Genomic DNA, 26028 nt, shown 5'->3' on the forward strand with positions numbered 1-26028 from the left:
GTTGATCGGAGGGCTGCGGCTCAGCTCTCGCCTCTGCCCGGTTCCGTTCCCCAGGACCTGATTGATGACCTCCCCCGAGAAACCACCGCCTCCGGCCTCCGGCACGGAGGGAACGGCTGTCGGCCGGTCCGGGCCGAGCGCGGGGCCGCCAAGGGCACGGCACTGGCGCTGCTGGTCACCGTCGCGGTCGTCGGCGCCGCCTGCCTGATCACCGTCCAGACCTGCGCCGACTCCGCGCGTACCGCGGTCGCCTGGGGTACCGGCGCGGCGGGGACGGTGCTGTGCGCGGCGGTCGTGGTCGCGGTGCACGCCCGGCTCACCAGCCGCGCGCTGCGCGCTCAGGTGGCCGCCGCTCAGGCCGGGGCCGCCGAACGGGACGCGGCCGAAGCCCGCTTCGCGGACACGACGGTCCCCGGGGTCGTGGAGCGGCTGCGCCACGGCGCCTCGGCCGAGACCGCGCTGGCCGAGGCGCCCCCGGTGGACTCCGAGACACAGCGCCGGGTGCTGGCGGCCCTGACCCACGAGGTCCACCGGGGCGAGACCCTGCGTGCGGCGGCGATGTCAGCGTGTGCCAACGCCGCCGGCCGGGTGCAGGCACTGGCCACCGGCATGGCCGCCGACCTGCGGGAGATGGAGCACCGGCACGCGGACGAGGACGTGCTGGGCGACCTGCTGCACCTCGACCACCGGAACGCGCAGACGGGCTGGATCACCGACTCGCTCGCCGTTCTGACCGGCGCGCGGTCCGGCCGCCGCTGGGCCAAGCCGATCGTGATGGAGTCCGTGCTGCGCGGCGCGATGGGCCGGATCAGCGGCCACCAGCGGGTGCGGCTGCACTCCACGAGCGAGGCCGCAGTCGCGGGCCACGCGGCCGAGGGAGTCATGCACGCGCTGGCCGAACTGACGGACAACGCGGCGAACTTCTCGCCGCCCACCTCCGAAGTGCACGTCTATGTCGAGGAGGTGGCCGCGGGGATCGTCATCACCGTGGAGGACGGCGGCCTGGTGATGGGCGACGTCGCACTCCGCCGCGCCGAGCAGGCCGTCTCCGGCGAGCAGGGCGACCTGAGCGCGCTCTCCGGCACCCGGCTCGGACTGGCCGTGGTCGGACGGCTGGCGCGCAAGCACGGTCTGCAGGTCTCCTTCCGGCCCTCAGCGCACGGCGGCACGGGCGTACTCCTGCGCGTCCCGCGCGAGTTGGTGACCGAACCGCGCCACGAGGAGCGCAGCCCGGTGTCAGCCCCGGCCGCCACGGTCCCGCCCGCGCCCCGCGCGGAGCGGAACTCCCGGCAGCGCCCCGCCCGGCCGGCACCCCGGCCGGAGGGCGGCACGACAGCAGTCCACTCCCGGCAGCCGGAACCGGCCGGCCCCGACGCGCAACGCTCCCCGGGCCACGGCCGGCAGGAGGACACCGCCCGGGCGACTCCGGAACCGCCGCCCCAGGAGTTCGGCGAGAGCGGACTGCCCAAGCGGCGGCGCGGGCAGACTTTGGCCGCCGTCGCCCGTGCCTCGGCCACCTCCTCGCGGCTCTCGGAATCCGCCCCCGACACGGAGCGACGGGACCCGGCCGCCGCCGATCGGACCGCGGACGGCCCCGCCGCGGCCCGTGGCACCAGACGGCCCTCCGGCGCCCGGTTCGGCGACTTCCGCCGGGCCGTCCAGGGTGCCGGCACCGAAGACACCGGTCGGCGCTCCCGGCCGTCCGACTCCTCCCCCACCCGCTCCTCTTCCCTCTCGGAGGACGACACCGAATGATCACTGACAGCAAGCTCGACTGGCTGCTGGAAAGCCTCCTGGAGCGCACACCGGGCGCCCGGCACGCCCTCGTACTCTCCCGCGACGGACTCAAGCTGTGCCGCACTCCGGAGCTCTCCGTCGACCAGGCCGACCAGCTCGCGGCCATCTCGGCCGGTATCCAGAGCCTGTCGCACGGTGCCTCCGTCGAATTCGGCGACGGCCGCGGCGGGGTGCGGCAGGCGATGGCCGAGTTCTACGGCGGCATCCTGTTCGTCGTGGAGGCGGGCGACGGCGCCCATCTGGCGGTGGTCGCCGAGGAGGACTCCGATGTCGGACTCATCGGCCACAACATGAACGAACTGATCGAACAGCTCAGCGAATACCTCAGTGCTCCGCCGCGCCTGCCGGACGAGGAGGACCACGGCCGCGGAGGCGGAGACGTATGAACCGGCCGGGCCGGGACGAGGACCCGGACCGGCTCTACACCGTGACCGGCGGGCGCAGCCGCTCGGCGGCCGGAGCCGAGACCTTCGACCTGGTGACGCTCGTGGTCGGCGAGAGCGCCCCGGTGCGCGGCATGCAGTCGGAGCACGCCGCGATCCTGCGCATCTGCCGCTTCCCCACGGCGGTCGTGGAGCTGGCCGCCGATCTGGCCCTGCCGGTGAGTGTCGTCCGCATCCTGCTGGGCGACCTCCTCGCCCAGGGGAGGATCACCGCACGCCATCCGCGGCGCGCCCGCACCTCCGACGCACTGCCCGACCCCGAGATTCTGAAGCAGGTGCTCGTTGGACTCCGCAATCTCTGAAGCGAACCCGGCGCCGGCAGCGGGCGCCGAGGCCCGTCCGCCGCTGCTCAGCACCGCGGCCCAGGGGCTGAAGATCGTGGTCGTCGGCGGCTTCGGCGTGGGCAAGACCACCATGGTGCGAGCCGTCAGCGACATCCGGCCGCTGAACACCGAGGAGACGATGACCCGCGCCGGGGAGGGCGTCGACGACCTCTCCGCCGTACAGGGCAAGACGACCACCACGATCGCCTTCGACTTCGGCCGCATCAGCCTGGACGACGAGACGGTGCTCTACCTGTTCGGAGCGCCGGGGCAGGAGCGGTTCTGGTTCCTGTGGGACCGCCTCTTCGCCGGCACCCTGGGCGCCGTCGTCCTGGTGGACACCCGGCGGCTGGAGGACTCCTGGTACGCCATCGACCGGCTGGAGGCGCACGGCACCCCGTTCGTCGTCGCGCGGAACGACTTCGGCGGCCCCCCGCACACGACGGCGCAGGTGCGCGGAGCCCTCGACCTGCCCGCCGGGATCCCGCTCCTCGACTGCGACGCACGGTCCCGCGAGTCCAGCAAGAACGTGCTGCTCGCTCTCGTGAACCACCTCTACGACCTGTCCACCGCGCGTTCCGCCCCGGAGAACACCCCGTGACACCGCCCCAGCCCCCCGGCGCCGCCTCCGCGCCCCCGCCCGGCTGTCCCGCCCATCCGGACTCCGGCGCCGTCCCGCTGCTGGGGCAGCGCTCCCAGAACGACGACCGGGCGCGGCTCTACCGCGAGATGTACGAGCAGCACGGGCCCCTCGCCCCGGTCCTGCTGCCGGGGGATGTCCCCTGCTGGCTGGTGCTCGGCTACCGTGAACTGCACCGGGTCACCTCGGAACCGACCCTCTTCAGCCGGGACTCGGGGCTGTGGGACCAGTGGCCGAACATTCCCCCGGACTGGCCGCTGCTGCCGATGGTCGGCAAGCAGCCGTCCATCCTCTACACCGTCGGCGAACGGCACCGGCGCCGCGCGGCTCTGGTCGGCGACGCGCTGGCCGCGGTCGACCCCTTCGAACTGCGCAACCACGCCGAGCGGTTCGCCGGCCGGCTGATCGACGGCATCTGCGGACGCGGCTCGGCCGACCTGATCGCCGAGTACGCCAAGGTACTGCCCGCGCTGGTGCTCGCCCAGCTCTACGGCTTCTCCGACGAGGCCGGTGCCGAACTGGTGCCCAGCATCAACGCGCTGGTCGACGGCGGCCCGGACGCGCTGCGCGGCCCGGACGCGCTGCGCGGCCGGGACCGCGTGCAGGCGGCCATGCACACCCTGCTGGCCGCCCGGCGCGCCGCACCGGGCGCCGGGGTCGCCTCCCGGATGCTGCGCCACGACCACGCGCCCGAGTTCACCTTCGAGGAGATCCTCGAGGACATGGTGGTGAACATCGTGGCGGGCCACCAGCCGACCGCGGACTGGATCGGCAACTCCCTGCGGCTGATGCTCGCCGACGAGCGGTTCGCCGCCTCGCTCTCCGGCGGCCGGCACAGCGTCGCCGAGGCCATGAACGAGGTGCTGTGGGAGGACACCCCCACCCAGAACATCGCGGGCCGCTGGACGACCCGCGACACCCGGCTGGCCGGTCGGGACATCCCGGCGGGCGATCTGCTGATGCTCAGCTTCGCCGCCGCCAACGGGGACCCCCGGATCCGCCCCGACCGCACCGTCTTCACCGGCGGCAACAGCGCGTTCCTCTCCTTCGGGCACGGCGAGCACCGCTGCCCCCATCCGGCACAGGACCTCGCCGAGGGCATCGCGCGCACCGGGATCGAGGTGCTGCTGGACCGGCTGCCGGACCTGGATCTGGCGGTCAGCCCGCAGGCCCTGGTCTGGCGTGCTTCGCCTTTCCTGCGCGGGCTGGCCGCGCTGCCGGCCACCGCTTCACCCCGACTCCCACCAGCGCCGCAGGAGGCCATGGATGACTTCGTGTCCCGTCACCGGAACCGGTTCGGACACGGCCGCCGACCCGGTGATCGTGCTCGACCCGCTGGTCGGCGACCTGTCCGGCGAGGGCGCCAGGCTGCGTGCCGCGGGACCGCTGGCTCCCGTCGAGCTGCCCGGCGGGGTGCGGGTGTGGGCGGTCACCCGGCACGCGGAGGCCCGCAAGCTGTTGACGGACAGCAGGCTGGTGAAGAACATCGACCACTGGGCCGCCTACCGGCGCGGGGAGATCCCGCCGACCTGGCCGCTGATCGGGCTGGCGGACCCGGGCCCCAGCATGCTCACCTTCGACGGCCCCGAGCACCGCAGGCTGCGCGCGCTGACCGCGCAGGCCCTCACCCCGCGCCGGGTGGAGGCGCTGCGGCCCCGTATCGAGGAGATCACCCGCACGCTGCTGGACGGCCTGGAGGCGGCGGCCGACGCGGAGGGCCGGGTCGATCTCAAGTCCGCCTTCGCCTACCCGCTGCCGATGGCGGTGATCGGCGACCTGCTGGGCATCGACACCACGCGGATCCCGCGGCTGCGCACCCTGTTCGACGGCTTCTTCAGCAGCGTCACCCCGGCCGAGGAGGTCCCGGCCATCATCGCCGAGCTGGGTTCGCTCTTCGGCGCCGAGGTCGCCCGGAAGCGCGAGTCGCCCGGTGACGATCTGACCAGTGCCCTGCTGGCGGCCGCGGAGGGAGGCGACTCGCTCAGCGACGAGGAGGTGGTCGCCACCGTCCAGGTGCTGATCACCGCGGGGCACGAGACCACGATCAGCCTGCTGGTGAGCGCGGTACGGGCGCTGCTCACCCGTCCCGGACAGCTCGCCCTGCTCCGGTCGGGCGAAGTGAGCTGGGAGGCCGCCGTCGAGGAGACGCTGCGCTGGGACGCGCCGACCACGCATGTGCTGATCCGCTTCGCCACCGAGGACCTGGAGGTCGGCGGCACCGCGGTGGCGCGGGGCGATGCGGTGATCATCTCCTACGGCGCCATCGGACGGGACGAGGAGCAGCACGGACCGGACGCGGAGCGGTTCGACATCACCCGTGCGCCCACCCGTCACCTCTCCTTCGGGCACGGGCCCCATGTCTGCCCCGGGGCGCCGCTGTCCCGGCTGGAGGCGCTCGTCGCCCTGCCCGCCCTCTTCGACCGCTTCCCCGCGCTGCGGCTGGCCGTCGACCCGGCGGAGCTGCGCAACAAGCCTGCGATCACCCAGAACGAGCTCCACGAACTGCCGGTACGGCTACGCTGAAACCGGCTGCGCGGAGAGGCACGCCACATGGCGGATTCTCACACACGATCTTCGTACAACCCGTCGATGACCTGCCGGAATCGGTCGCGTACGACCTGCCGCCGCAGCTTGAGCGAGGGGGTCAGCTCCCCGGTCTGCGGGGTCCACTCCCGCTCCAGCAGGTGGTAGCGCTTGACCTGTTCGGTGCGGTTGAGCCGGGCGTTGGCGGCGGCCACGGCACGGTCGATCTCGGCGCGGACGGCGGGGAGTGCGGCCGCCCGGCCCGGAGGCACCTCGACACCGGTGCGGGCCGCCCAGGCGGGGAGCGCCTCGGTGTCCAGGACCAGGAGCGCGACCAGATACGACCGGCCGTCCCCGTGCACCATCGCCTGGCCCACCAGCGGATGCTCTTTGAGCGCGTTCTCCACCAGGGTCGGGGAGACGTTCTTGCCCGTCGAGGTGACGATCATCTCCTTCTTGCGATCGGTCAGCCACAGGAAGCCGTCCTCATCGAGGCGCCCGATGTCCCCGGTGGCGAACCAGCCGTCCGCGCCGGTGCCGGGCCGGACCGAACCGTCGGCGCGTAGGTAGCCCGCGAAGAGGGTGCTGCCGCGCACCATGATCTCGCCGTCCGCGGCGGTGCGGACCTCCGTGCCGACCAGGGGTCGGCCCACCGAGCCGACGCGGAAGGCCGCGGGCCCGTTGAGGGTGAGCGCTCCGGTGGTCTCCGTCAGCCCCCAGGCGTCCATGATCACCACTCCCAGGCCCGCCCAGAAGTCCTGCAGATCCGGCGGCAGTGGGGCGGAGGCGCTGGCCGTCCAGACCAGCCGGTCGAACCCCACCGCCGCCAGCAGCGGCCGCAGGACCTCGTGCTGGGCCTTCTCGTAGGCCGCCGCCAACTGCGGGTCGGGGGCGTGGCCTCGCTCGCGGCAGCGCACCTGGGCGCGGGCCACCCGTGCCGCGTCCTGAACGGCGGCCCGCCGCTCCGCGGGCAGCGCCTCCAGCGCCGCGCGGACGGCCGCGGCCAGCTTCTCCCACACCCGCGGCACCCCGAAGAACTGTGCCGGTCGCAGTTCCCGTACCAGGGCGGCGACCCGGCCGGGATCGGGGCACAGGTGGACATGCCCGGCGCGCAGCACCGGCAGGTAGATGCCGAGCATCCGCTCGGCGATGTGCGCGAAGGGCAGGTAGCAGATGTGGTCGACGTGGTCGGGCAGTTCGGCGATCCCGTCGAGTGCGATGCCGTTGAGGAGCACGTTCCGGTGGTTGATCACCACGCCCTTGGGGTCGCCGGTGGTGCCGGAGGTGTAGACGACGGTCACCGGGTCGTCGGGGCGCACCCTGCGCCAGGCGCGTTCGAAGGCGGCGGAGTCGTACCGCTGCCGCAGGGTGCTCCAGGCGGTGTGCGGGCCGGCGGCGTCCGTGTCGGCCACCACGAGCCGGAACCGTCCGGGACCCTGCTGCGCGCAGGCCGGCAGCTGTTCCCAGCGGGCCCGCTCCTCAGCTCCGCCGACGACGGCCAGCCGGGCCCGGGAGTGCCGGACGACATGGGCGATCTGCTCGGGCGAGGCGGTGCCGTAGACGGAGACGGGCACCGCGCCCAGATGAACCAGGGCCAGGTCGGTGAGCCAGTGCTCGGAGCGGTTGCCCATCATCAGCAGGACGTGCTCGCCGCGCGTGACGCCCAGCGCGTCGAGTCCGGCTGCTGTCTCGGCGACCCGCCGGCGGACCTCGGCCCAGCTGAGCGTGGTGCGTCCGCCCTCCCCGGTGGCCCAGGAGAGCGCCGGGAGGTCCCCGTGGTCGCGCTCGTTGCGTAATAACAGGTCGGGAACGGTCAGTTCGGACGCGTCGCCGGGAAGTCGCAGGATCGTCGTCATGGCGCCTCCGGAGGTGAGGTGGCCGATGAGTGGTGCCGATCGCGGCGGCGGGAGGGGGCTCGCGCCACCGGCAGGCAGTACGCCCCCGCCGTCCTGCCGCGAGCCTAGCGCGGCGTCCCGGCCGCGTCGACGGGGCCGGGGAGAGCGGAGCGGTACACCCGGCGAGGTTTCACATGAGTGGTGAGACAGCAATACTGTTGAACACGATCGGTACGCACGGCACCCCGGTGGTGCCGCGGTGAGAGGGGCGCGGCAGATGGAGCGGCAGAACGGGACGACGGGCGAGCCCCTCGACCAGCTCACCGTCGACCAGCTCGCGGCGCGGGCGGGCGTGACGGTGCGCACGCTCCGCTTCTACAGCACCCGCGGCCTGCTGCCGCCGCCCACCATCGGTCCCCGCCGGGTGGGCCGCTACGGCCCCGAGCACCTCTCCCGGCTGGCGCTCATCGAGGAGCTCCAGCACCAGGGCATGACCCTGGCTGCGATCGAACGCTATCTGCAACGGCTCCCCGACGACATCAGCGCCCACGATCTGGCCATCCACCGCGCGGTCGTGGCCTCCTGGCTGCCGGACACCGTGGACGAGACGACGCGTTCCCAACTGGAGGGCCGGGTCGGGCGGGAGCTGACCGACGACGACCTCGAGCGCCTCGCGGCGATGAGCGTGCTGGCCCGTACGGACGACCCGGACGTCTTCCGCGTCGATCCCGCGCTCGTGCAGCTCGGGGTGCGGCTGTTGGACGTGCCGATCTCGCAGGAGGCCATCCTGGCCGCGCGCTCGGTGATGCTGGAGCACGCCCGCTCCGCCGCGCGGGAACTGAGCCGGCTCTTCAAGCAGGAGGTGTGGGACCCCTACCGGGAGCTGGAGCCGGACCCCGAACGGCTGGAGCGGATGAAGTCGCTGTCCGCGCACATGCAGCCGATGGTGGTGCAGGCCCTGGTGACGGCCTTCCAGCGGTCCATGAAGGAGGAGCTGCGGGAGGTCTTCCCGCTGGAGAGCGTCCCGCGCACGGCCGCCGGCCCCGCCCCCGAGTGACCCGGCAGTCCGGGCGGCCGGAGCCGCCCGGCTGCCCGGGCCGGTCGGGGGCGGCCGGTCCGGCCGGATCAGTCGCCGGCCGGCCGGTCGGCGAAGGTCTCCCCCCGCTCGGCCTTCTGAGCCAGCAGTGCGGGGACCGCGAACCGCTCGCCGTAGCGCTCGCCCAGTTCCCGGGCGCGAGTCACGAAGCCGGCCGGTCCGCCCTCGTATCCGTTGATGTACTGGATCACGCCGCCCGTCCAGGCCGGGAAGCCGATGCCCATGATGGATCCGATGTTGGCGTCGGCGACGGTGGTGAGCACGCCTTCCTCGAACAGCCGCACAGTGTCCAGTGCCTCGGAGAAGAGCATGCGCTCCTTCATGTCCTCGAGGGGGATCCCGGGATCCCCCTCGGCGGCGAAGTGCTCCCGCAGTCCCGGCCACAGCCCGGCCCGCTTGCCGTTCTCGTCGTAGTCGTAGAAGCCCGCACCGCCGCTGCGGCCGGTGCGGCCGAACTCCTCGACCATCCGGTCGAGTACGGCGTCGGCCGGGTGGACGGGCAGTTCCCCGCCCTCGGCCCGCAGCGCCTGCCGGGTCTCGTCCCGGATCCGGCGCGGCAGGGTGAGGGTGAGTTCGTCCATCAGGGAGAGCACCTTGGCCGGGTAGCCCGCCTGCGCGGCGGCCTGCTCCACCGTGGCCGGGTCGACGCCCTCGGCCAGCAGGGCGACGCCCTCATTGATGAAGTGGCCGATGACTCGCGAGGTGAAGAAGCCGCGCGAGTCGTTGACCACGATCGGGGTCTTGCGGATCCGCCGTACGAGGTCGAACGCGCGGGCCAGCGCCTCGTCCCCGGTCTCGCGCCCCTTGATGATCTCGACCAGCGGCATCTTGTCCACCGGGGAGAAGAAGTGCAGCCCGATGAAGTCCGCGCGGCGCTCGACGCCTTCGGCGAGCGAGGTGATCGGCAGCGTGGAGGTGTTCGAGCACAGCAGCGCGTCCGGCGCGACGAGGTGCTCGATCTCCTGGAACACCTTGTGCTTGAGCGCGGGATCCTCGAACACCGCCTCGATCACGACGTCGCAGCCCGCCACCGCCTGCGGATCCGCGGTGGGGGTGATCCGTGCCAGCAGCGCGTCGCGGTCGGCCTCGGTGGTCTTCCCGCGGGAGAGCGCCTTCTCCAGCAGCCCCGCCGAGTACGCCTTGCCCTTCTCGGCCGCCTCCACGGTGACGTCCTTGAGCACGACCTCGATGCCCGCCCTCGCGCACGAGTACGCGATTCCGGCGCCCATCATCCCCGCACCCAGCACGGCCACCTTGGCCACCTCGCGCTCGGCGATCCCCTGGGGCCTGCTGCGGCCCGCGTTGACGGCCTGGAGGTCGAAGAAGAACGCCTGGATCATATTGGTGGAGATCTGTCCGCAGGCCAGCTCCACGAAATAGCGGGCCTCGATGACCTGCGCGGTCTCGAAGTCCACCTGGGCGCCCTCGACGGCGGCCGCGAGGATGTTGCGCTGAGCCGGATAGGGCGCGCCGCCGGTCTGCTTCTTGAGGTTGGCGGGGAAGGCCGGCAGATTCTCCGCGAACTTCGGATGCGCGGGCGTCCCGCCGGGGATCCGGTACCCCTTGACGTCCCAGGGCTGCTGTGCGGCCGGGTTGGCCTCGATGAAGGCGCGGGCGGCGGCCAGCATCTCCTCCGGTGTCCCGACCACCTCGTGGACCAGGCCGACCTCCTTGGCCTTGGCAGGACGGTACTGCTGGCCCTGGAGCAGCACGTTCAGCAGCGCGTCGGTGATGCCCAGCAGCCGCACCGCACGCGTGACGCCGCCGCCCGCCGGGAGCAGCCCCAGCGTGGCCTCCGGGCAGCCGATCCTCGAGCCGCGGGCATCGAGGGCGACCCGGTGGTGGCAGGCCAGCGCGATCTCCAGGCCGCCGCCGAGCGCCGCGCCGTTGAGGGCGGCCACGACCGGGATGCCCAGGGTCTCGATTCGGCGCAGGTCTCGCTTGATGCGCATGCCGTTGTCGAAGACCTCCTGCGCGTTCTCGGGCCGCGCCCGGATGAGCAGCCGCAGGTCGCCGCCGGCGAAGAAGGTCTTCTTGGCGGAGGTCATGATGACGCCCCGCACGCTCTCCCGTTCGGCCTCGAGCCGGTCGGCGACCGCGGTGAGGGACGTCTGGAAGGCCGCGTTCATGGTGTTCGCGGACTGGTCCGGGTCGTCGAAGGTCAGTGTGACGATCCCGGTGCTGTCCTGGTCCCAGCGGATGGTGGTGGAGGTGGATTCGGGCATGGTTCGGACTCCCTGAGCGGACGGTGCGGCCCCCCGGCGTCGGCGCGGGGGGAAGGATCGGGCGGGCGGCGGCCGCGGCTACAGCCGCTCGACCACGGTGGCGACCCCCATTCCGCCTCCCACGCACAACGTCACCAGCCCGTACCGCTGGTCCGTGCGCTCCAGTTCGTCGATGCACGTCCCGAGCAGCATCGCGCCGGTGGCCCCCAGCGGGTGTCCCATGGCGATGGCGCCGCCGTTGACGTTCACCTTCTCCAAGGGGAGCCCCATGTCCTTGGCGAACCGCAGCACCACCGCGGCGAACGCCTCGTTCATCTCGGCGACCGCGATGTCCTCCACCGACAACCCCGCTTTGGCCAGGGCCTTGCGGCAGGCAGGGGCCGGCCCGGTCAGCATGATGGTGGGGTCGGCTCCGGAGACGGCGGCCGAGACGATCCGCGCCCGGGGACGCAGCCCGTAACGCTCCCCGACCTCCTGGTTGCCGACCGCGACCAGGGCCGAACCATCGACCATGCCGGAGGAGTTGCCCGCGTGGTGCACGTGGTCGATCGCTTCGACCGCGTGGTACTTCTGCAGCGCGACGGCGTCGAATCCGCCCATCTCCCCGATGGCGGCGAACGACGGCTTGAGGCCCGCGAGGGTGTCGGCGGTGGTGCCGGGGCGGATGTGCTCGTCGTGGTCGAGGACGGTGAGTCCGTTGCGGTCCCGTACCGGCACCACCGAGCGGGCGAACCGGCCGTCCTTCCAGGCGTGCGCGGCCAGCTCCTGGGAGCGGGCGGCATACTCGTCCACGTCCCGGCGGCTGAAGCCCTCCAGGGTGGCGATCAGGTCCGCGCCGACGCCCTGGGGTACGAAGCCGGTCTCGAAGCTGGTCAGCGGGTCGTTGAACCAGGCGCCGCCGTCCGAGCCCATCTTCACCCGGGACATGGACTCCACCCCGCCGGCCAGGACGAGGTCCTCCCAGCCGGAGCGGACCTTGGCGGCAGCCATGTTGACCGCTTCCAGACCGGAGGCGCAGAAGCGGTTCTCCTGGACCCCGGCGACGGTGTCGGGCAGCCCCGCGGCGATGGCGGCGATCTTGGCGATGTCCGAGCCCTGGTCGCCGACCGGGCTGACGACGCCGAGCACGATGTCGTCGACCGCCTGCGGGTCCAGGTCGGGCATGCGGCGGCGCAGCTCGTCGATGAGGCCGACGACCAGGTCGACGGGCTTGGTGCCGTGCAGGGCGCCGTCGGCCTTGCCGCGGCCGCGCGGGGTGCGGATTGCCTCGTACACGAACGCTTCTGAGCTCACGAGGGGTGCCTTTCGTACGGGGGCGGAGGGGAGCCGCGCGGAGGCGGCCGGGCGGGTCCGGCGCGGAGTCAGTTCAGCAGCGACCGTCCGATGATCTCCTTCATGATCTCGGTGGTCCCGCCGTAGATGGTCTGGATGCGGCCGTCGGTGAAGGCTTTGGCGACCGGATACTCGGTCATGTACCCGTAGCCGCCGTGCAGTTGCAGGCAGCGGTCGGCGGCGCGTTTCTGCAGTTCGGTGGCCCACCACTTCGCCATGGAGGCGTGCACCGCGTCCAGCCGGCCCGCGGCGTGGTCCTCGATGCAGCGGTCCAGGAAGGCCCGGGTGACGGCGCACTCGGTGGCCAGCTCGGCGATCTCGAAGCGGATGTGCTGCAGCTTGGCCAGCGGCCGGCCGAACGCGGTGCGCTCCTTGACGTACGCGGTGGTCAGCTCCAGCAGATGCTCGGCGGCGGCGATGCCCGCGACGGCGATGGCCATCCGCTCCTGCGCCAGGTTGGTCATCAGGTGCAGGAAGGCGCCGTTGAGCTCCCCGAGCAGGTTCTCCTTGGGGACGCGCACATCGGTGAAGAACAGCTCGGCGGTGTCCTGCGCCTTCTGCCCGATCTTGTCCAGGTTGCGGCCGCGCTCGAAGCCCTCGGCACCGCGCTCGACGACGAGCAGGCTCAGCCCGTGCGCGCCGCCCTCGGGCGTGGTCCGGGCCACGACGACGACCAGGTCGGCGAGGATGCCATTGGAGATGAACGTCTTCGAGCCGTTCAGCAGCCAGTGGTCGCCCCGGTCCTGGGCCGTGGTGCGGATGCCCTGCAGATCGGAGCCCGCGCCGGGCTCGGTCATGGCGATGGCGGTGATGGTCTCGCCGGTGCAGAAGCCGGGCAGCCAGCGGCGCTTCTGCTCCGGGGTCGCCAGCCCGGTGAGGTAGGGGCCGACGATGTCGTTGTGCAGCCCGACCGCCAGGCCGGGCGCGCCCGCACGGGTGAACTCCTCGGCGAGTACCGCGGCGTAGCGGAAGTCCGGCTCTCCCCCGCCGCCGTACTCCTCGGGCACCGCGAGTCCGAGCAGCCCCTGCCGGCCGGCGGCCCGCCACACGTCCCGGGAGACGACGCCGTCCTGCTCCCACTGCGCGTAGTGCGGCGTCACCTCCCTGGCCAGGAAGGTGCGTACGGTCTGCCGGAAGGCTTCGTGTTCCGCGGTGAAGATCTGCCGCTGCATCTGCTGCTGCTTCATGCCTCTCCTCCACCCGCCGCTGCGGGTGCGGTCAGGGCCGGAACGCCCCAGTCGCGGGCCACCTGCGCGGTGTGCGCACCGGGCCGGGCCGGCGCGGAGGCGACGCGGGTGGGTGTCGCGGAGAACCGGGGGGCGGGCGCGGGCTGGGTGATGCCGGAGTGCTCCAGATAGGTGCCGCGGGCGGCCAGATGCGGATGGGACGGCGCCTCGGTCAGCGAGAGCACCGGGGCCACACAGGCGTCGCTGTCCTCGAAGACCTCCGTCCACTCCGCGCGGGTACGGGAGGCGAACCGGGCGGCGATCAGCTCCCGCAGCCGTGCCCACGCGGCGAGGTCCTCGCGGGGCGGTGCCTCCTCGGCGATTCCGAGGAGGTGGGTGAACTCCGCGTAGAACGCGGGCTCCAGCGCTCCGACGGCCATGAAGCCGCCGTCGGCGGTGGCATAGGTGCCGTAGAAGGGGCAGCCGCCGTCCAGCAGGTTCGCGGCGCGGCGGTCCTGCCAGCCGCCCGCGGCGAGCAGACCCTGGATCATCGCCGTGAGGTGACTGGTTCCGTCCACGATCGCCGCGTCCACCACCTGTCCGGCGCCCTGCGGGCCGCGCGCGTGGTGCAGCGCGGCCAGGACGCCGACGACGAGGTAGAGGGAGCCTCCCGCGTAGTCGCCCAGCAGGTTGGCCGGCGCGACCGGCGGCCCCTCGGCGGGTCCGGTCATCCCGAGGACCCCGGTGACGGCGATGTAGCCGAGGTCGTGCCCGGCCCGCGGAGCCAGCGGCCCCTCCTGCCCCCAGCCGGTCATCCGTCCGTAGACCAGGCGCGGGTTGCGGGCGAGGCAGACGTCCGGTCCGACACCGAGGCGTTCGGCGACTCCGGGCCGGAACCCCTCCACGAGCACGTCGGCGCGCTCGATCAGGGAGAGCGCGGCGGCGGCTCCGGCCTGCTGTTTGAGGTCCAGCAGCACGGAGCGCTTGTTGCGGTTGGTGACGTCGTACTCGGGCGCGACCCCGAGGGCACCGCCCCCCGGCCGGTCCACGCGGACGACGTCGGCCCCGAGGTCGGCCAGCGTCATGGCGGCGAACGGCCCCGGCCCGATCCCGGCCAGTTCGACCACCCGCACTCCGGCCAGCGGGCCCCGGCCGGCGGCTCGCTCGCGTTCCTCCGCTGCTGCCATCGGGCCCCCAGCACTGTGACACAACTGATGTAACACCGATGATGCTATGGACCGCACCGGCAATCCACAAGCCCCGCCGAGCCACTGAACCGCCCGGAGCCGCAGCGTCGGGCAATGCCTCCAGCGAGCACCTCGTGCCGCGCACCGGGCACCGGCCGAGCGCCACGGCCGATTCCCGCCAGCAGCCGGGTGCGCGCGAACGCAGCCTGGACGCATGGACACCAGAGCAGGACGCACGCGAGCGAGCCGCCGGACGGCACGCACGGGATACGAGGTCCGGGCGATCCCGCCCGGAACGCTGCAGGAACTGCGCGCACGCGACGACGCGGGCGCTCCGCCGCGCACAGTGGTGGACGAGGAGGGCGGCAACCCGCTCCGCTGCTGCCTGGAGCGGAGCAGACCGGGCGAGACTCTCGCGCTCGTCTCCTACGCGCCACTGCGCCGCTGGGCACGCGAGACGAACGCCGACCCGGGCGCGTACGACGAGGTCGGGCCGGTCTTCATCCATCCGCACGACTGCGGCGGCTGGGCGGGCGCCGCGGACGGCGGCTTCCCGGAAGCCATGCGCGGCGAACGCCGCACACTGCGCGCCTACTCGGCGCAGGGGAACATCCTCGGTGGCCTGCTGCTCGACCGTACCCGGCAGGGAGCGCCGACCGTGGAGGAGGGACTGGAGCAGCTCTACGCCGACCCGCTCGTGGCGGCGGTGCACGTGCGCGCGGTGGAGTTCGGCTGCTTCCAGGTGGAGACGCGGAGGTGCGGCACGGAGTGAGCGGCGGGGAGCCGGACCGGCATTCCGGACTCCGCGCTCCGACACCCGTCGCTCCGGCACTCCGCACTCGCCGGCCCCGGGCCGCCGCCCGGGTCTCGGCGGAAGTGCCCGGATCCCGGCTTCCGCCTCCGGAGGACCCGCCCGGTCACCCGGGAGTGGGATGGACAGTCGAGCGGGCACTGCGTAAAGTTGCAGAAAAGTCAGAGTTTTCACGCAGCTTCACGCATCGGCCGGGAGGGATCCAGGCCAGGAGGGGGTCCCGCACATGGGCGAGTCGGCATACATGGAGCAGGAGCTGTCCAGCCAGCCGGAGACCTGGCGGGCAGCGGCGGAGATCGGTTCCGGTGACACCCCCCTTCCGGCTGCGGGGGCCCGGATCGCGGTGATCGGCTGCGGCACCTCGTGGTTCATGGCGCAGTCGTACGCTTCGCTGCGCGAGGCGGCCGGCCTGGGGGTGACAGACGCCTTCGCCGCCTCGGAGTCCTTCCTCGGCGCGGCCCGGGGGTACGACGCGGTGGTCGCCCTCACCCGCTCCGGCACCACGACGGAGGTCCTGCGTGTACTGGACGCGGTGCGCGGCCGGATCCCCACCGTGACGGTGCTGGGCGACCCGGACACTCCGGCGACGGCGCTGTCGGACGAGACGGTCGCGCTGTCGTTCGCGGACGAGAAGTCCGTGGTGCAGACCCGTTTCGCCACCTCGGCGCTGGCGTTGCTGCGGGCCCACCTGGGCGAGGATCTGGCGGGTCCGGTCGCCGACGCCGAGGAGGCTCTCACCTGCCCGGTGGAGCAGGAGTGGCTGGATGCCGAGCAGTTCACCTTCCTCGGCCGGGGCTGGACCTTCGGTCTGGCCAACGAGGCGGCCCTCAAGATGCGGGAGGCGTCCCAGAGCTGGACGGAGTCCTACCCCGCCATGGAGTACCGGCACGGGCCGATAGCCATCGCCGCGCCCGGACGGGTCACCTGGCTCTTCGGCCAGGCGCCGGAAGGGCTGGAGAGCGAAGTGGTCGCGACGGGTGCCCGGTTCGTGTGCCACGGCCGGGATCCGCTCGCGGACCTGGTTCTCGTCCACCGGGTCGCGCTGGAACGGGCCCGGGTGCGGGGACTCGACCCGGACAACCCGCGCAGCCTCACCCGCTCGGTGATGCTGGAGGGCTGATCCGGCGGCGAGCGCCGGGATGGGCCGGGTGCGGGCGCGTCTTCCGCCTGTACCCAGGTCTCCGACGCCCGTCCAGCCCCGGCCCGCGCGGGGCGCCGACCGACGCATCCCCACCCCAGCCCGCTCCACCCGCACCAGGAGTCCCCGATGCCTCTTGTTCCCACCGCCTCGATCCTCGCCGCCGCCCGGGCGAGGGGTACCGGTGCGGCCGCGTTCAACGTCATCCATCTGGAGACCGCCGAAGCGCTGGTGGCGGCCGCCGACGAGACCGGCCTGCCGCTCATCCTGCAGATCAGTGAGAACTGTGTGCGCTACCACGGCAGTATGCTGCCGATCACCCGCGCCGCCCTCGCGCTCGCGGAGGCCGCGCGGACCGATGTCTCGGTACACCTGGACCACATCACCGAGCCGGATCTGATCCGCCAGGGTGTCGCGGCCGGAGTCGGCTCGGTGATGATCGACGCCTCCACGTTGCCGTACACGCAGAACGTGGCGACCACCGCGCAGCTGACCTCCTGGTGCCACGAGCGGGAGGTCTTCGTCGAGGCGGAGCTGGGCGAGGTGGGCGGCAAGGACGGGGTGCACGCGCCGGGAGTGCGAACCGATCCCGAAGAGGCGCTCGCGTTCGTCGCGGCCACCGGAGTGGACGCGCTGGCGGTCGCGGTGGGCTCCTCCCACGCCATGCGGGAACGCACCGCGAAGCTGGATCTGGAGTTGATCGCCCGGCTGCGGGAGAAACTGGCGGTCCCGCTGGTGCTGCACGGTTCCTCGGGTGTTCCCGACGAAGAGCTGCGGGCGGCCATCGGCGCGGGGATGACCAAGATCAATATATCGACGCATCTCGTCTCGGTCTTCACCGGGCGCGTGCGTAAGGTGCTGGAGACCGACCCCGCGCTGATCGACTCGCGCAAGTATGTAGCCCCGGCACGGGAGGCGGTCCGGAGCGAGGCGGCACGGCTTCTGCACGTACTCGGGGACACGGGGCGGATGAAGGAGAAGACCTCAGGTGAAGCGCCATGAGCGGATGAACGCGCTGCTCGAACTGCTGGGCGAGCGCGGCAGCATGGAAGTCGAGGAGGCCGCCACCACACTGGAGGTCTCCGCGGCGACGATGCGGCGCGACATGGACGCGCTGGCCGAGCAGCAGTTGCTCACCCGCACCAGAGGCGGCGCGGTGCTCAGCGCGGTCACCTACGATCTGCCGATCCGCTACAAGCGCGGACACCACGTGGGGACGAAGCAGTCACTGGCCCGGGCCGCCGCTGCGATGGTGGAGCGCGGCGACGTCGTCGGGCTGAGCGGCGGTACGACGACCACGGAGATCGCCCGCTCCCTGGCCACCCGCCCCGACCTGGCCGAGTCGGGTCCGCAGCAGCATCTGACGATCGTCACGAACGCCCTGAACATCGCCTACGAGCTGGCAGTGCGGCCGCAGATCAAGACCGTGCTGACGGGGGGTGTGGCGCACTCCCGCACCTTCGAGCTGACCGGCCCCTACAGCGAACTGGTCCTGGACGAACTCACGGTCGACATCGCCTTCATCGGCGCCAACGGCATGGATCCCGCGGAGGGGGCGACCGTGCACGACGAGTCGGAGGGGCGCATCAACGGGCTGATGGCCCGCCGCGCCGAGCAGGCCGTGGTGGTCACCGACTCCTCGAAGGTCGGCGTGCGCTGCTTCGCCAGGATCGGCGGCCCCGGGATCTTCCACACCTTCCTCACCGACAGCGGGATCCCGGACTCCGCGCGCCGCGAGTTCGAGGAGCGGGGCCTGCGCACAGTGGTGGCGGAGCCGGATCCGGAGGATTGACGAGGGGGTGACCTGGTCCGCTCGGTCCAGGCAATGACCAAAGGGACCAGATGCCCCAGGCCCCGGGGGTCCGGGGGTCCGGCTGGCGGTCTGCACCGCCGTTCGCCTACCGATCCGTGGAGCGGTAGGCGGAGGTACAACTCCTACAAGCAGAGGTGAAGTACGCGTTCGCCGCAGGGAGGAACATCAGAATCACCGCGGTGAGAACTGCCAGTACATGAAGGGTGCGGCTCGCGGCGAAGGCGAGGTCCAGCGCGCCGATGTCGGAGAGCAGCGCTCCGACCGACGCTCCGTCGGCGAGGCGCCGGAGGGGCTCGGTCACCATCGACGCCGTTCCTCCGATGCCCAGACCGAGAGCGAGGGCGAGGCGGGCCCAGCCGTGTCCACGGCGCATGCATACGGCGCACCACCATGCAGAGGTGAAGACGGTCAGCCGGATGGTGAGACCCACCCCGATCTCGCCTGCCGAACCCGAACCGTCGGCGGCCGTCTCGCCGACGGCGAGCACCGTCTCGAACACCCCGGCGGCCACCGCGATCATCCACAGTGCGAAGGCACGCCGGACGGGTGCGGGCGCCGGAACCGATGTCGCCGGAGCGGACGGGAGGACGGTACCGGGCACGGCGGTGGAGATGCTCGGCGAGTTCATGGGGTCTGCCTCTCCGAGTGCGTCCGGGTCGGCGGCGAGCGGTGGGACTGCGGCCCTGGGTGGTGCTCTGCCTCTGGAGCGCCACCAGCGATGCTCCAACTCCCGGTGCACAACGGCACGCCGCCTACCCCGTGCGGCACCGTGCATCTGACGCCACCCTGCCGAAGGGTGCTCGGTCGCCCCGGGCGGCGGAACCGGAACCCGTGACGGGAGGCCGGCGTGTACGAGGCGCAAGAACGGGGTGACACCGTAGTGACGCGCTGTCAGCAGCACCGTGAGAGGGGCACCGCTATCTCTCTCCCCCCGGAGTGCACGCGTCCACGGAGCCGGACAAGCCTGCCACTCTCGCCGCCGCACCGGAGCGGTGCTCACCCGACTGCCCCCACCAGCAGCACAGACCGTATCCGCCTGATCGTCCCCACCCGTCTCGGATCCGGTGCTGTTCGACTGACGCCGGTGGACCGCCTTCCGCCCTGCCGTCACCCGCTCTCGCGCCCTCGAGTGCCAAAATGTTCGTTATGGATCAGTTTTCTGCGGCTGATAGGCCACCAGAGGCTCGGGACGTGGCCGCCCGCGACTCCGTCGGCACATCGAAGTTCGACACCGAGTTCGTGCCCGGCGAGTTCGAGCGCGACAGCACCCCCGGCGGAGCAGCCCGCTCCACGGGTCCGGCGGCAGCCACCGCCGCCGAGGAGGAACCCCGGGGGCCCGAGGGCACGGCCGCCGCCGGGCGCGCCGTCCCCCAGTCGGGTACGGCACAGGCCTGGGCCGCGCTCGGCGGGGATCCGGCGCTGCTGGCCCGCGCCGGCCGAGAACGCCGCCCGGGCCTGCTGCCGTCCGCGCTGCCCGTCCAGGAACTCGCCTCGGCCGCGGTGACGGCCTGCTCGCTGGCAGCGGCCGAGTTCTCGTGTGTACGGGCCCGCAGCGCGCTGCTGCCCCCCGTCCGGGTGGACGACGGTGCCGTGGCCGCCGCCTTCCGGAGCGACCGGCTGGTGCGGATCGACGGCAGAGCACCGGTCACCTTCGCTCCGCTGTCACGCTTCTGGCGCACCGCGGACGGCTGGGTGCGCACCCACGCCAACTACCCGCACCACCGCGCTCGGCTGCTGTCGGCGCTGGGCATGCCGGACCACGGCCCGGCGGACGACGAGGCGGCGGCGGGCCGGATCGCCACCGAGCTGGCGGGGCGTCAGGCCCGGGACGTGGAGGAGGCGGTGTACGGCGAAGGGGGCGTGGCCATCGCCGCCCGCACCCCCGAGGAGTGGGCGGCCCATCCGCAGCGCGCAGCGGTCGCGCCCACGCCGCTGGTCGCACTCAGCAGGCTGGACGGGGCACCGACCCTGCCACTGGAGGGGCCACCGGGCCCGGGAGGACTGCGCGGTCTGCGGGTGCTGGACCTCACCCGCGTGCTGGCGGGCCCGGTCGCCACCCGCACACTCGCGCTCCTCGGCGCGGACGTGCTGCGGATCGACGCGCCGGAACGGCCGGAGTTCCTGGACACCCATGCGGACACCGACCTGGGCAAGCGCTCGACGCTGCTCGACCTCTCCAGTAGGGCCGGGCAGGCCGCCTTCGAGGAGTTGCTGGCGTCGGCGCATGTGGTGGTGACCGGATACCGGCCGGGTGCGCTGGACCGGTTCGGGCTGGCCCCCGAGTCCCTGATGGACCGTCGGCCCGGCCTCGTGGTGGGCCAGCTCAGCGCGTGGGGCGCTACCGGGCCGTGGCAGCGCAGGCGCGGCTTCGACAGCCTGGTGCAGGCCGCGACCGGTATCGGCTTCCTGGAGGCGGCGGGTGCCGCCGGCCGAGCGGCCGCGGGCGCCGGGTCGGCGGGTCTGGCACCGGGCGCACTGCCCGTCCAGGCTCTCGACCACGGTACCGGGTACCTGCTGGCCGCGGGGCTGCTCCGGGCCCTCACCGAACAGCGCACCGGTGCCGCCGGATCCCGGCTGGTACGGCTCTCCCTCGCCCGCACCGCACACTGGCTGCTGCATGACCTGCCCGCTGATCCGGGCGGAGCGGCACGCGAGGCATCCGGGGCCGAGCGTCCGGCGCCCGACGACACGCCCTGGCTGACGACGGCGGACAGTCCGCTGGGGCGGTTGCGCTACGCGCTCTCCCCGGTCGGCTTCGGCCCGGCGGACTCCGCAGGGTCCGCGGCGACCGGCTCCGGGGGCGGGGAGGACCCGCTCGACGCCGCGCGCAGCCCCCGCGACTGGGCACGGGTGACCGGCCAGGCCGGCGGTGACCCGGCAGCGTGGCTGTCCTGAAGCCGGCCCCGGGGCTGCCAGGGAGCCGCCCCAGGGCTGCGCCGAGATCGGCGGCACGGCCAATCCGGCGTCCGCCGCGCCATCGGGGCTGCGCCGCCCCGCCGTACCGTCCGCCGCCGTGCGGGCCGCCTGGGGCGCGCACCGCAGCGGGCCGGTCCGCGGGTCAGGGACTGCCGGACGCGCCGAGCAGCCACTCGCCGAAGACGACGAGGACGAAGCCGAGGCCGAGGACCGCCGTGGCCACTCGGGTGCGGCCCCGGCGGCTGAGCACGATGGCGGTGCCGGAGAGGATCAGTGCGAGGCCGTAGAAGCCGACGGTGAGCACCGAGGGCGCCGAACGCAGCCGGACGGCCAGCGCGACGGCCACCGCGAGCATGACGACAGCCGAGAGGGCTATGCGTATGCGCCGCGCCTGGCGCGGCGTCAGCGCCGGCCGTTCCACCGTGGTTCCCTCCGGCTCTCCGGGCTCGTGCGCCTCCGGTGGCCCGTCCCGCCGCGCCTCACCTGCCGGACCGGTGGGCGAGGACCCCCCGTCCTGCTCGGTCGCGGCAGGGCCCTCGGTCGCGGGCCGTTCCCCGGACCCGGGGTCGGCACTCGCAAGGTCGCGGTCGTCGGCGCGATCGCGGCCCTCGGCAGGGGCTCGGTCTTCGGTGCGGACGCGGGCTGAGGGGGAGGGAGAGGAGGGGGAATTGGCTTCCGACATGCACGGGAGCGTATCCCTCCCGGCTACCGGGTGGGACCCTCGGCCCACGGCCGTGCCCGCCGCGCGGATGCCTCACTGCTCGTCCGGGGCATCCTTGGTGCCGCCCGCCCAGGCGCGCAGCGCGTCACGGCTGTCGAACTCGCCGAGGTTGGTGTCGATCGGATCACTGGTGTACTGGTGGAAGCGCCAGCGGTGCTTGACGCCGGGGGCGCCCGGTTTGCCGTTGTAGTGCGCGATCCAGAGGCCGTCGCCCGCGAACGAGGTCTTGTCGCGATTCAGCCAGAAGTCGACGTTGCAGTACAGCAGGACCTTGTGTCCGGACGTCTTGTCCTGCACGTACTTGATCCACTCGTCCTTCTCGTCGTTGCCGACCGCGGAGTCCTCCCAGTCGAGCGCCAGCATGTCGCCGGCGACGAGGTCGATCTTCGAGAGGAAGTAGTCGGCCTGGGCCTTCATACTGCCCGGCCTGACGAAGTGGTAGAAGCCGGTGACCAGTCCGGCGTCCCGACCGGTCCGGCGCTGCTCGACCCACTTGGGGTTGGTGTAGGACGTCCCCTCGGTGAGCTTGATGAAGACGAACTCGACCCCCCGGGTGCTGTAGTCCTCGGGCTGGTACGAAGCGACATCGATCCCTTTGATCATAACTGTGCGCCACCCACTCTCTCTTCGCTCTTTTCACTCTGCGCACGCCGCTGATTACTCTTCGATACCCGCTGAGCGTCACACCGTACCCCGTGCAGTCCCGTCTCCTGCCGGCAGTCGCCGCACGCGCTCCGCCATCCCCGCGCCCGGCGCGTCATGGAGTGCGGCGCGCGTGACAAGGGCGCACGATCGGGTACTGCGACACTTGCCCGCGGGTACCGCTCCGGCCGCCCAGCGGCCGCGGCCACCCGCCCTGCGCACGGCGAAAACGATACGGAGAGAGAGCATCATGGCCACCACACGTACCGCTCACACCGTCTGGAACGGGAACCTCACCGAAGGGTCGGGCACCGTCAGCCTCGACTCCTCCGGTATCGGCCAGTACCCGGTCTCCTGGGCATCGCGCGCGGAGGAGCCCGGCGGCAGGACCAGCCCCGAGGAACTCATCGCCGCCGCGCACTCCAGTTGCTTCTCGATGGCGCTCTCCAACGGCCTCAACAGCGCGGGCACCCCGCCCACCACGCTCACCACGAAGGCGGCCGTCGACTTCCAGCCGGGCACGGGCATCACGGGGATCCATCTGACCGTGCGGGGCGAGGTGCCCGGCATCGATCAGGCCGCGTTCGCGGCCGCGGCGGCGGAAGCCGCCCGGAACTGCCCCGTCAGCCAGGCACTGCAGGCCACTCCGATCACCCACGAGGCCGAACTGGCCTGAACCGCCCCACCCACCGCGCGGCCCCGCCCCGCCCTCCGGAGACGAGGAACCATGCCGGAACTCCCCGAAGTCGAGGCTCTGCGGCACTTCCTGGCCGAGCGGCTGACCGGGCGCACCGTCCGGCGTGTGCTGCCGGTCGCGATCAGTGTGCTCAAGACCTACGATCCGCCGCTGGACGCGCTGGAGGGCCGGGCCTTCACCGGCGTCGCCCGGCACGGCAAGTTCCTCGACCTGGTGCTGGGCGGGACGCCCGAAGAGGGGCGCACGCCGGACGGGGAGGGCCTGCACCTGATCGTCCATCTCGCCAGGGCCGGGTGGCTGCGGTGGCAGGACTCACTGCCCGCCGCTCCGCCCCGCCCGGGCAAGGGGCCGCTCGCACTGCGGGTGGTGCTGGCGGGCGAGCCGACCGAGGGGTTCGACCTCACCGAGGCGGGCACCCACAAGCGGCTCGCCGTGTACCTGGTACGGGACCCAGGCCGGGTGCCGGGAATCGCACGGCTCGGGCCCGACCCGCTCGACCCCTCCTTCGACCGCGCGGCCCTCGCCGCTCTGCTCAGCGGGCAGCGGCACCGCGTCAAGGGCCTGTTGCGGGATCAGTCGGTGGTCTCCGGCATCGGGAACGCCTATTCGGACGAGATCCTGCACGCGGCGAGGATGTCACCGTTCCGGCTCGCCGCCGATCTCTCCGAAGAGGAGATCGGCTTCCTGCACACGGCACTGCGGGAGGTCCTCACCGCTGCCGTCGAGCGGGCCCGGGGGCTGTCGGCCGCCGATCTGAAGGCGGGCAAGCGCCTCGGGCTGCGGGTGCACGGCCGCGCGGGCGAGCCGTGCCCGGTGTGCGGGGACACCCTGCGTTCGGTCTCCTTCAGCGACTCCGCACTGGAGTACTGCCCCACCTGCCAGACCGGCGGTAAGCCCCTTGCGGACCGGCGGCTGTCGCGTCTGCTGAAATGAGGGCGGCATCAGCACTACCCGTCGGTAAGGGCTCATGGGGCCCGGAGAGGTTGCTGTGGACGCTGAAGAGACCGGAGCCGCGGCGGAGAAGACCGCCGCACCGGAACGCCAGGCAAGGGAGTTCGACGTCGTCCTGTTCGGGGCGACCGGCTTCGTCGGCGAACTGACCGCGCGATACCTGGCGGCCAACGCGCCCGGGGGCTGCCGCTGGGCGCTGGCCGGGCGCAGCGAACGGAAGTTGAAGGAACTGCGCGAGCGGCTGGCCGCCGCGTACCCGGACGCGGGCGAGGTGCCGCTGATCACCGCGGATGCCGACGACCCGCACGCGGCGGCCGACCTCGCGGAACGCTCCCGGGTGGTGGCGAGCACGGTCGGGCCCTATCTGCGGTACGGCATCCGCCTGGTGGCCGCGTGCGCCGACGCGGGGACGGACTACCTCGACCTCTCGGGCGAGCCGGAGTTCGTGGATCTGATGTACCTGCGGCACCACTCCCGGGCACGGCGGACGGGGGCCCGGCTCGTGCACGCCTGCGGGTTCGACTCGGTACCGCACGACCTGGGTGCCCACTTCACCGTGCAGCAGCTGCCGGAGGGGGTACCGCTGAGCGTCGACGGCTTCGTCCGTTCCAACGCGGCCATCTCCGGCGGCACGTTCGCCAGCGCGCTGCTGTCCTTCTCGCGCGCCGACCGGATGGCCCGGACCGCCAAGGCCCGCAGGGCCGCCGATCCGCGCCCGGCGGACCGTTCGGTCCGGACGCCCACGGGCCGGGTGCGGCACGAGGACGAGCTGGGGCTGTGGGCCGTGCCGCTGCCGACCATCGACGGGCAGATCGTGGGGCGTTCGGCGGCCGCGCTGGAGCGCTACGGCCCGCAGTTCACCTACCGCCATTACGCGGGTGTCCGGCGGCTGCCGGTCGCGCTGGGCGGGATCGCGGGCGCGGGCGGCCTGTTCGCCGCGGCGCAGCTGCCGCCGCTGCGACGGTTCCTGACCTCCAGGCTTGTCCCGGGTGAGGGGCCGGACGAGCGCCGCCGGGCACGGAGCTGGTTCTCGGTGCGCTTCCTGGGCCGGGGCGGCGGACGCCGGGTGGTCACCGAGGTCGCGGGCGGCGACCCCGGCTACGACGAGACGGCCAAGATGTTCGCGGAGGCGGCGCTCTGCCTCGCCCACGACGACCTGCCGCCCACCTCGGGCCAGGTGACGACCGCCGTCGCGATGGGCGAGGCGCTGACCGCCCGGCTGATCCGCGCCGGAGTGGAGTTCCGGGTCCTGGAGGACTCCGAGGACACCGAGTCCGCCGCGAACGCACCGCACTGAACTGCCCGGGAGGCTTCCATGCGAGTCAAGGATTTCGACCACCTCGTGCTCAAGGTGGCGGATGTCGAGCGGGCGCTGGCGTTCTACTGCGGGCCGCTGGGCCTGGAACCGGTCCGGGTCGAGGAGTGGCGGGCGGGTGCGGTCCCGTTCCCGTCGGTGCGGGTCAGCCCGGTCACGATCATCGATCTGCTCGACCGGTCCGGGGAGGCCGCCGTGGGCGGCGGGGACGGGACGAACGTCGACCACATCTGCCTGGTCGTCGAGCCGCTGGACTGGCGGGCGGTGCTCGACTCGGGCGAGTTCCAGGTGCTGGAGGGCCCGGTCAGCCGCTTCGGCGCCCGGGGCACGGCGCAGTCGATCTACGTGCGGGGTCCGGACGGCAACACGGTCGAGCTGCGCTGGTACCCGCAGGACGAGGAGGGTGCCGAGGGGCAGGGCTGAGCCCGGGGCCCACGGCGGGCCGGGGGGTCTCCTC

At 72.8% G+C, this 26028-nt stretch carries 23 protein-coding genes and 1 pseudogene; 16 read left to right on the top strand and 8 right to left on the bottom strand.

Annotation, left to right across the window (positions count from 1 at the left end; all coding sequences use genetic code 11):
• The first annotated feature begins 162 nt into the window (after positions 1–162).
• The 6 genes and pseudogenes from P2424_RS19140 to P2424_RS19165 all read left to right on the top strand — a co-directional run bounded on the left by P2424_RS19140 (position 163) and on the right by P2424_RS19165 (position 5726).
• Positions 163–1755, top strand: a complete 1593-nt coding sequence (locus P2424_RS19140; RefSeq protein ID WP_276479031.1) for an ATP-binding protein — start codon at positions 163–165, stop codon at positions 1753–1755.
• Positions 1752–2183 (top strand): roadblock/LC7 domain-containing protein, encoded by a 432-nt coding sequence (locus tag P2424_RS19145; RefSeq protein ID WP_276476969.1) that lies wholly within the window; start codon positions 1752–1754, stop codon positions 2181–2183. The genes P2424_RS19140 and P2424_RS19145 overlap by 4 nt, the downstream gene beginning before the upstream one ends.
• Positions 2180–2542 carry a DUF742 domain-containing protein gene (locus P2424_RS19150; protein WP_276476970.1) on the top strand — a complete coding sequence of 121 codons (363 nt, stop codon included), beginning with the start codon at positions 2180–2182 and terminating at the stop codon, positions 2540–2542. Before P2424_RS19145 ends, P2424_RS19150 begins: the two co-directional genes overlap by 4 nt.
• Positions 2523–3164, top strand: a complete 642-nt coding sequence (locus tag P2424_RS19155) for an ATP/GTP-binding protein (protein WP_276476971.1) — start codon at positions 2523–2525, stop codon at positions 3162–3164. The genes P2424_RS19150 and P2424_RS19155 overlap by 20 nt, the downstream gene beginning before the upstream one ends.
• A 77-nt stretch (positions 3165–3241) precedes the next feature.
• Positions 3242–4473: pseudogene (locus tag P2424_RS19160) on the top strand (cytochrome P450).
• Positions 4470–5726, top strand: a complete 1257-nt coding sequence (locus P2424_RS19165) for a cytochrome P450 (RefSeq protein WP_276476972.1) — start codon at positions 4470–4472, stop codon at positions 5724–5726. Before P2424_RS19160 ends, P2424_RS19165 begins: the two are co-directional and overlap by 4 nt.
• A 38-nt stretch (positions 5727–5764) precedes the next feature.
• Here P2424_RS19165 and P2424_RS19170 read toward each other — a convergent pair whose 3' ends face one another.
• On the bottom strand, positions 5765–7582 hold the full coding sequence (locus P2424_RS19170; protein ID WP_276476973.1) for an AMP-dependent synthetase/ligase: 1818 nt from the start codon (positions 7580–7582) through the stop codon (positions 5765–5767).
• 256 nt (positions 7583–7838) lie between these two features.
• Here P2424_RS19170 and P2424_RS19175 point away from each other — a divergent pair, with 256 nt between their 5' ends.
• Entirely contained in the window at positions 7839–8618 is a 780-nt protein-coding gene (locus P2424_RS19175) for a MerR family transcriptional regulator (RefSeq protein ID WP_276476974.1), read from the top strand.
• Between the two features lie 68 nt (positions 8619–8686).
• On the opposite strand, the gene P2424_RS19180 is transcribed toward P2424_RS19175, so the two are convergent.
• The 4 genes from P2424_RS19180 to P2424_RS19195 all read right to left on the bottom strand — a co-directional run bounded on the left by P2424_RS19180 (position 8687) and on the right by P2424_RS19195 (position 14567).
• Entirely contained in the window at positions 8687–10882 is a 2196-nt protein-coding gene (locus P2424_RS19180; RefSeq protein WP_276476975.1) for a 3-hydroxyacyl-CoA dehydrogenase NAD-binding domain-containing protein, read from the bottom strand.
• A 78-nt stretch (positions 10883–10960) separates the two neighbouring features.
• A complete protein-coding gene (locus P2424_RS19185) occupies positions 10961–12175 on the bottom strand; it encodes an acetyl-CoA C-acetyltransferase (RefSeq protein ID WP_276476976.1) in 1215 nt (404 codons plus the stop codon).
• Positions 12176–12243: 68 nt separating this feature from the next.
• Complete coding sequence (locus P2424_RS19190) at positions 12244–13386, bottom strand: acyl-CoA dehydrogenase family protein (RefSeq protein WP_276479032.1); 1143 nt, start codon at positions 13384–13386, stop codon at positions 12244–12246.
• Between the two features lie 11 nt (positions 13387–13397).
• Positions 13398–14567, bottom strand: coding sequence for a CaiB/BaiF CoA-transferase family protein (locus tag P2424_RS19195; protein WP_276476977.1), 1170 nt, complete (start codon positions 14565–14567; stop codon positions 13398–13400).
• Between the two features lie 214 nt (positions 14568–14781).
• Here P2424_RS19195 and P2424_RS19200 point away from each other — a divergent pair, with 214 nt between their 5' ends.
• The 4 genes from P2424_RS19200 (at position 14782) to P2424_RS19215 (ending at position 18308) form a co-directional block, all read left to right on the top strand.
• Entirely contained in the window at positions 14782–15339 is a 558-nt protein-coding gene (locus P2424_RS19200) for a DUF1203 domain-containing protein (protein WP_276476978.1), read from the top strand.
• Between the two features lie 265 nt (positions 15340–15604).
• Positions 15605–16498 carry a sugar isomerase gene (locus tag P2424_RS19205; RefSeq protein WP_276476979.1) on the top strand — a complete coding sequence of 298 codons (894 nt, stop codon included), beginning with the start codon at positions 15605–15607 and terminating at the stop codon, positions 16496–16498.
• Between the two features lie 147 nt (positions 16499–16645).
• Entirely contained in the window at positions 16646–17518 is an 873-nt protein-coding gene (locus P2424_RS19210) for a class II fructose-bisphosphate aldolase (protein WP_276476980.1), read from the top strand.
• Positions 17505–18308, top strand: a complete 804-nt coding sequence (locus P2424_RS19215; protein ID WP_276476981.1) for a DeoR/GlpR family DNA-binding transcription regulator — start codon at positions 17505–17507, stop codon at positions 18306–18308. The genes P2424_RS19210 and P2424_RS19215 overlap by 14 nt, the downstream gene beginning before the upstream one ends.
• A 106-nt stretch (positions 18309–18414) precedes the next feature.
• On the opposite strand, the gene P2424_RS19220 is transcribed toward P2424_RS19215, so the two are convergent.
• Positions 18415–18957: a hypothetical protein gene (locus P2424_RS19220; protein WP_276476982.1), complete on the bottom strand. Its 543-nt coding sequence runs from the start codon at positions 18955–18957 to the stop codon at positions 18415–18417.
• Between the two features lie 509 nt (positions 18958–19466).
• Between P2424_RS19220 and P2424_RS19225 the strand changes: the two genes are divergently transcribed.
• Positions 19467–21224, top strand: coding sequence for a CoA transferase (locus P2424_RS19225; protein ID WP_276476983.1), 1758 nt, complete (start codon positions 19467–19469; stop codon positions 21222–21224).
• A 163-nt stretch (positions 21225–21387) separates the two neighbouring features.
• On the opposite strand, the gene P2424_RS19230 is transcribed toward P2424_RS19225, so the two are convergent.
• Both P2424_RS19230 and P2424_RS19235 read right to left on the bottom strand, forming a co-directional pair.
• Positions 21388–21927: a hypothetical protein gene (locus P2424_RS19230; RefSeq protein WP_276476984.1), complete on the bottom strand. Its 540-nt coding sequence runs from the start codon at positions 21925–21927 to the stop codon at positions 21388–21390.
• Positions 21928–21999: 72 nt separating this feature from the next.
• On the bottom strand, positions 22000–22569 hold the full coding sequence (locus P2424_RS19235) for a GH25 family lysozyme (RefSeq protein WP_276476985.1): 570 nt from the start codon (positions 22567–22569) through the stop codon (positions 22000–22002).
• Positions 22570–22858: 289 nt separating this feature from the next.
• Here P2424_RS19235 and P2424_RS19240 point away from each other — a divergent pair, with 289 nt between their 5' ends.
• From P2424_RS19240 to P2424_RS19255, 4 genes are read left to right on the top strand one after another with little or no spacing between them, the layout of a single operon-like run.
• A complete protein-coding gene (locus P2424_RS19240) occupies positions 22859–23284 on the top strand; it encodes an OsmC family peroxiredoxin (protein WP_276476986.1) in 426 nt (141 codons plus the stop codon).
• Positions 23285–23335: 51 nt separating this feature from the next.
• Positions 23336–24238 carry a DNA-formamidopyrimidine glycosylase family protein gene (locus P2424_RS19245; protein WP_276476987.1) on the top strand — a complete coding sequence of 301 codons (903 nt, stop codon included), beginning with the start codon at positions 23336–23338 and terminating at the stop codon, positions 24236–24238.
• Between the two features lie 55 nt (positions 24239–24293).
• On the top strand, positions 24294–25553 hold the full coding sequence (locus P2424_RS19250) for a saccharopine dehydrogenase NADP-binding domain-containing protein (RefSeq protein ID WP_276476988.1): 1260 nt from the start codon (positions 24294–24296) through the stop codon (positions 25551–25553).
• Between the two features lie 18 nt (positions 25554–25571).
• Positions 25572–25994: a VOC family protein gene (locus tag P2424_RS19255; RefSeq protein WP_276476989.1), complete on the top strand. Its 423-nt coding sequence runs from the start codon at positions 25572–25574 to the stop codon at positions 25992–25994.
• Positions 25995–26028 lie beyond the last annotated feature (34 nt).

It is taken from the genome of Streptomyces sp. WMMB303 (assembly GCF_029351045.1).
Taxonomy (GTDB): domain Bacteria; phylum Actinomycetota; class Actinomycetes; order Streptomycetales; family Streptomycetaceae; genus Streptomyces.

Coding starts and splice junctions, on each gene's coding strand:
- P2424_RS19165 (WP_276476972.1), top strand. CDS start 4,470: ATGACTTCGTGTCCCGTCACCGGAACCGGTTCGGACACGGCCGCCGAC.
- P2424_RS19225 (WP_276476983.1), top strand. CDS start 19,467: ATGTTCGTTATGGATCAGTTTTCTGCGGCTGATAGGCCACCAGAGGCT.
- P2424_RS19180 (WP_276476975.1), bottom strand. CDS start 10,882: ATGCCCGAATCCACCTCCACCACCATCCGCTGGGACCAGGACAGCACC.
- P2424_RS19235 (WP_276476985.1), bottom strand. CDS start 22,569: ATGATCAAAGGGATCGATGTCGCTTCGTACCAGCCCGAGGACTACAGC.
- P2424_RS19145 (WP_276476969.1), top strand. CDS start 1,752: ATGATCACTGACAGCAAGCTCGACTGGCTGCTGGAAAGCCTCCTGGAG.
- P2424_RS19195 (WP_276476977.1), bottom strand. CDS start 14,567: ATGGCAGCAGCGGAGGAACGCGAGCGAGCCGCCGGCCGGGGCCCGCTG.
- P2424_RS19245 (WP_276476987.1), top strand. CDS start 23,336: ATGCCGGAACTCCCCGAAGTCGAGGCTCTGCGGCACTTCCTGGCCGAG.
- P2424_RS19175 (WP_276476974.1), top strand. CDS start 7,839: ATGGAGCGGCAGAACGGGACGACGGGCGAGCCCCTCGACCAGCTCACC.
- P2424_RS19255 (WP_276476989.1), top strand. CDS start 25,572: ATGCGAGTCAAGGATTTCGACCACCTCGTGCTCAAGGTGGCGGATGTC.
- P2424_RS19240 (WP_276476986.1), top strand. CDS start 22,859: ATGGCCACCACACGTACCGCTCACACCGTCTGGAACGGGAACCTCACC.
- P2424_RS19190 (WP_276479032.1), bottom strand. CDS start 13,386: ATGCAGCGGCAGATCTTCACCGCGGAACACGAAGCCTTCCGGCAGACC.
- P2424_RS19200 (WP_276476978.1), top strand. CDS start 14,782: ATGGACACCAGAGCAGGACGCACGCGAGCGAGCCGCCGGACGGCACGC.
- P2424_RS19205 (WP_276476979.1), top strand. CDS start 15,605: ATGGGCGAGTCGGCATACATGGAGCAGGAGCTGTCCAGCCAGCCGGAG.
- P2424_RS19210 (WP_276476980.1), top strand. CDS start 16,646: ATGCCTCTTGTTCCCACCGCCTCGATCCTCGCCGCCGCCCGGGCGAGG.
- P2424_RS19230 (WP_276476984.1), bottom strand. CDS start 21,927: ATGTCGGAAGCCAATTCCCCCTCCTCTCCCTCCCCCTCAGCCCGCGTC.
- P2424_RS19170 (WP_276476973.1), bottom strand. CDS start 7,582: ATGACGACGATCCTGCGACTTCCCGGCGACGCGTCCGAACTGACCGTT.
- P2424_RS19150 (WP_276476970.1), top strand. CDS start 2,180: ATGAACCGGCCGGGCCGGGACGAGGACCCGGACCGGCTCTACACCGTG.
- P2424_RS19220 (WP_276476982.1), bottom strand. CDS start 18,957: ATGAACTCGCCGAGCATCTCCACCGCCGTGCCCGGTACCGTCCTCCCG.